Raw genomic sequence first — 4,903 nt, forward strand, 5'->3', positions numbered from 1 at the left:
GTCGGGATCGAGCATCCGCAGCAACGTCGCGGTATCCACTAAAGGTGCTTCCTTCCAACAACTCCCGGCCCCTGCGGTGAAGCGCCATTGACCGCAAGGTCACAGCTGCACTGCTGCAACCGACCGACTGGCACTGCCACGCAGGTTCCGGATTCACCATCGTAGGTGGCGCACATCACAAAAAGGGATCACTGGCCGATAACCCGGGCAGGCGGCATCGAGAACGAAACCAGAGGCGACTGCCGCACCCACCGCGCTGATCGAGCGGGCCGAAACACTGCTCGACACCGGCACCGGCACATCGTCATCGGCACGAAATCCTCAGCCCCTCCGCAGGTCGGGCTGATCGGCGAGAAGTGCTGCGCCGACATCACGTGCGGCTCGGACTCCCTGCGCAGAGCCGACTCCCGCCCCTGACCTCCAAGGTCCGGATCGGGTGGAGCCGGGTGTGATGGTTGATTATTCGGCATGTGCAGTGGTTGTCGGCGCGGTCGAGATCGGTCCGCGGCAACTTCACGGCTCTATGCGCTCTCGCTCGACGCCAACGGCTTGTGGAGCATCGGCGACGGCAAGGTCACAGTTGCATAGTCAAACCAACTAGTTGCTAGCTATGCGCCGACGGCGGGTAAACGATGGCGAGTGACGCGCCTCACAAGCGGGGCAACGATTCAGATAGCCCCGCAGGGGGCGTCACCGAGAAAGAGAAGAGATGTAACCGCTATGACTACCGCGCTATTGGAGCGGGCCGAGACACTGCTCGACACCTTCACCGACAAGATCATCATCCGCAAACCAACCCCCATCCGCGCCCAGACCTGCGGGGGGCTTCTGCAGCCGTGCTGCCCAACCGCGCCCGTGTGCAAGCACGACAGAGTTTGCGAACTCGGCCTCTGCGTCTGACCCGGGGGCTTGGTAGGACCGGGAGTCGGTTGGGATGAGTGTTGTCCTGACGTGTGTGGCGGTGGCGGCGCGGGCCGCGATCGGGGTCGTGTTCGTCCTCGCCACCGTCTCCAAGCTCGGTCACACCGCCCGCATCGAGTTCCGGGCGGCGGTGACCGGACTGGTCCCCGCCGCCCGGAACCGCTCCGCCGCACTCCTCGCCACCACGGTCATCGCCACGGAATGGGGGATCGTGGTGGTGCTGGCGATCCCCGACCCGGTCACCACGGTGGCCGGGTTCGGTCTCGCCGCAACCACATTGGGCGCGTTCACCACCGCCATCACCGCCGGGATCCGTCGCGGCACCACCACCGGGTGTCGCTGTTTCGGCACCTCCACCCACCCGGTGTCGCGCATTCAACTGGCCCGCAACCTCGTGCTGCTCGCCGTCACCCTCACCGGCCTCACCGCCGCCGCGCTTACCCTGGCTCTGCCCGCCGGTGCAACCGTGTCCGCGGCAGGGCTGTGGGTGGCCGCCGGTACCGGAGCAGTGCTCGGCGCGGTGCTGACCAGCTTCGACGAGCTGGCCGAATTGTTCACTCCCACTCCACCATCGACCACTCCGCACACCGCGACCACTCGACGGTCCGCGGTCACCGGACAGAAGAAACGTCTCCAATGAACATTCTGATAGCCCTTGTCATCATCCTGGCCGTGATCACGGCCGGACACCTGGCGATCACCCTCGGCCTGATCCGCCGGCTACGTGCGCACACCGATCTGCTCGACCAGCTCGCCGACACCACCGACATGCTGCTGCCGACCGGTACTCCCACACCGGCATTCACCACCGGCACCCTCGACGGCGCCGCGATCACTCAGGCCGATCTGCGTCATCCCGCGGCGATCGCGTTGCTCGCGGTGGACTGCCCGCACTGCCGCGTCAACCTGCCCGAATTCGTCGCCTACGTGCGCGGCGCCGGGTTCCCGCGTGATCAGGTCCTGGCGGTGGTCACCGTCGATGAGAACACCGATCCCACCGCCCGCCGGGACATGCTCGACGCGCTCACTCCGGTTGCCACGGTGGTCTGTGAACCCGCCGCCGATGGCGCGGTCACCACCGCCTTCGACAACCAGGCCTTCCCCGCCTTCTACCTCACCGGCCCCGACGCCACCATCACCACCGGCAGCCACGCCGTCCGCAAACTCCCCAACACCACCACAATCCCCACCCCGGCCCACCACTGACCGGTCGACGGTTCCCGAGATCTATTCCGGGACTCGCGGTTACAGGATCGAACACCGGCCCGGCAAGGCCGGACAGGAAGGAACGGCCATGTGCACCAAGGCCGTGATCATCAGCATCGCCGCGATAGTGGTGGGGTTGGCGTCGGCTGTGTCGGCGTCCGCGCAACCGGTGGCGTTGGCGCCACACGAACGAGCCGACACCACCCCGACCGGAACACAGTTCACCGTCGGCCACCAAGACGAGACGATCGACCAGGTGCCCGCACTCAACCAGACCCCGACTTCACTGGAGATGTTCGTCAGCAACACCAGCTACGGCCGCATCACCGGAACCGCCACCGGGACACTGAAAACCGGGTACCTGCTCGGCTGCGCGGTCAACCTCACCGCTGTGTCCGTCGGCTTATTCGGTCAACTCGGCATCGCACCCGGTGTCACGCTCGGCGGCGGGATCGCTCCCGTGATCACCATCGGCCCCCAGATCAGTGCCGGACCCGAACTCACGCTGGCCCTGAAACCAGGAGAAATCACCGACGTCCAAGGCGATACCCGGCCGCTGACACCGGACATCACCGGATACCTGATCCACCGCAACACCCACTTCATGCTCAACGGCTGCCTCGGCGGCGCAGGCATCCGCTCCTACACCACCATCACTGTCACCACACCGGAAGCCACCGACGGCGACACCGTCTACGGCGACCCCACCAACCTCAACTAACGAGTGCATCCTTCCCAAGACAACACGGGGACCGAACGTGCAGCCACATCCGGAGAGCCGATGAAACATCACCAGGTCGCCGTTATCAGGCGCCTGCCCCACCCCGGGCGCGGCTTCACCCAAGGCCTGAGCACCGACGGCACAAACGTGTGGGAAAGCACCGGCCTCTACGGCCACTCCACGCTGCGCCGCTATCGGCTCGGCGCCACCGAACCGGACTGGATCGGCCCCCTGGACCCCACATATTTCGGCGAAGGCATCTGCCGCATCGGCACCCACCTATGGCAGCTGACCTGGCGGGAACACCGAGCTTTGCGCTGGTCGGTGTCCAACCACACCCTGGTCGACACCGTGCCCCTGGACCGCGACGGCTGGGGCATCTGCCACACCGGCACCCACGTCATCACCAGCGACGGCACCAGCGAACTCATCCTGCGCGACCCCCACACCCTGCGGCCGCTGCGCACCCTGCCCGTCACCTACGCCGGTGACCCCCTGCCCTGCCTCAACGACCTCGAATGGGCAGGCGGCCGCATCTGGGCCAACCTCTACGGCACCGCCTACCTGGTCGGGATCAACCCACACGACGGCACCACCACCGACCTCGTCGACGCCCGCACCCTCCACACCCACGAACCCGCCAACCCGGAAACTTGGATGAATGGAATCGCCGCCCACCCCACCGGCGGATTCCTCCTCACCGGCAAACACTGGACCCGGATCTACCACATCCGCCTCACCCCCGACCACAACCGCATCCACCCCCGTCACTACACCGACATGAGCACGCTCTGCCTCGGCAGCCAACTCGAGACCCATGCCTCAACAACATCAACTGAAATCGGGACTCTCTGAAATCCGGCCTTGTTCCACTTTCGGGAGCAACCGAGCGTCGGTGACGACACGATGCATCCGCGTACGAGATGAATGTTGCTGTCGGCGTAGCATTTTCGGGATCGCCGCCACCGATCATCGAGGATACGATCAATGAGGCCGGAATCGACTCCGCGATTAACGGGCACTCCCCCTCATCCACAAGATTTGACAATATCTCCGGTGGCAGCATCCCGCCGAAGTCGCTGACCAGTTGATCGACGCTGCCACAGATCTTGACGCAGTAGACGGCTGTCTGACCGTCGGCAGGCTTCTGCAGGGGTTGGGTTGACGTCCAGGCCGATGGCTCGGCTGTGCGAACACCCCGGAATGCTTGACCGCCGGTGAGTCAACACCACCGCAGCTGGACTCGCCGTCGGCGGAGGCGCCTGCCGCCCGTCAGACCCCGACAGGCCCGGAGGTGCCGCACATCAGACCCATCCCATATCGAGCCGAACCGGAAATGGTTGCGCGGATGAAACTGATACCCGAAAGCGTACGTTTTCGGCGGAATGTCGCGGATCCTCTGCTTCGAATCGCGTGCGTGCGCTACTGTCCCGTTGACCAGTACCTGATGTCAGTCCGAGTACGTTCTTTCGTTTGTTCCGGCCGGGTGGTACAGCCTCCATCCGGGCCGACCGTTCTGGGCTCCGCTCACCGTAGCTCGACAGCGACGAACAGAAGGAGAACGACATGCTATCGGGAGTCGGATTGGGAGTCGGCATAGTCGCCTCTCTCATTTATGACGGGTTTGGGTTCATCGAGTCTGCGGCGGCACCCATCGCCATCCCGTTTATAGGTTCGATTGCATCCCCGATCATCCTCGGGGGCTACCTACTCGCCGGGCTCGGCGCTCTGATAGCGGGTACCCTCGCCGGCCTCGCTGCGTGAGGCAGTCGTCGTCTCGGATCACCCACACTGCTTCCGACGGGTATCGCTGTGCGCCCATGCGGCGCATCCAACCGAGACAGCGCGCCGTCCAACCCGTCTACTGCATCGCCGGGCGGGCCGAAGCGGACAGTTTTATTTTGCCCGCGGTCAGGGCCCGGTCTTGAAACAGGAAAACCGACAGAGGATCCGTGCGACTACTTCCTGGAGGTATCTATGGCATGGCGTGAGGTATCCGAACGGGGGCGGACGACAGTGTTCAATTCGATCGCTCTCGCTGTTCCTACCTGTCTT

At 64.8% G+C, this 4,903-nt stretch carries 5 protein-coding genes; all 5 read left to right on the plus strand.

Annotated features, from left to right (window positions below; all coding sequences use genetic code 11):
* The first annotated feature begins 720 nt into the window (after positions 1-720).
* Positions 721-900, plus strand: coding sequence for a hypothetical protein (locus tag ACIA76_RS43590; RefSeq protein WP_397161446.1), 180 nt, complete (start codon positions 721-723; stop codon positions 898-900).
* Positions 901-934: 34 nt separating this feature from the next.
* Positions 935-1,561, plus strand: a complete 627-nt coding sequence (locus ACIA76_RS43595) for a MauE/DoxX family redox-associated membrane protein (protein WP_397161447.1) — start codon at positions 935-937, stop codon at positions 1,559-1,561.
* Positions 1,558-2,127: a hypothetical protein gene (locus ACIA76_RS43600; protein WP_397161449.1), complete on the plus strand. Its 570-nt coding sequence runs from the start codon at positions 1,558-1,560 to the stop codon at positions 2,125-2,127. Before ACIA76_RS43595 ends, ACIA76_RS43600 begins: the two co-directional genes overlap by 4 nt.
* 88 nt (positions 2,128-2,215) lie before the next feature.
* Positions 2,216-2,848: an MspA family porin gene (locus ACIA76_RS43605; RefSeq protein WP_397161451.1), complete on the plus strand. Its 633-nt coding sequence runs from the start codon at positions 2,216-2,218 to the stop codon at positions 2,846-2,848.
* 3 nt (positions 2,849-2,851) lie between these two features.
* Positions 2,852-3,703, plus strand: coding sequence for a glutaminyl-peptide cyclotransferase (locus ACIA76_RS43610; protein WP_397161453.1), 852 nt, complete (start codon positions 2,852-2,854; stop codon positions 3,701-3,703).
* Positions 3,704-4,903 lie beyond the last annotated feature (1,200 nt).

The sequence above is a fragment of the Nocardia sp. NPDC051570 genome, assembly GCF_044454005.1.
Taxonomy (GTDB): domain Bacteria; phylum Actinomycetota; class Actinomycetes; order Mycobacteriales; family Mycobacteriaceae; genus Nocardia.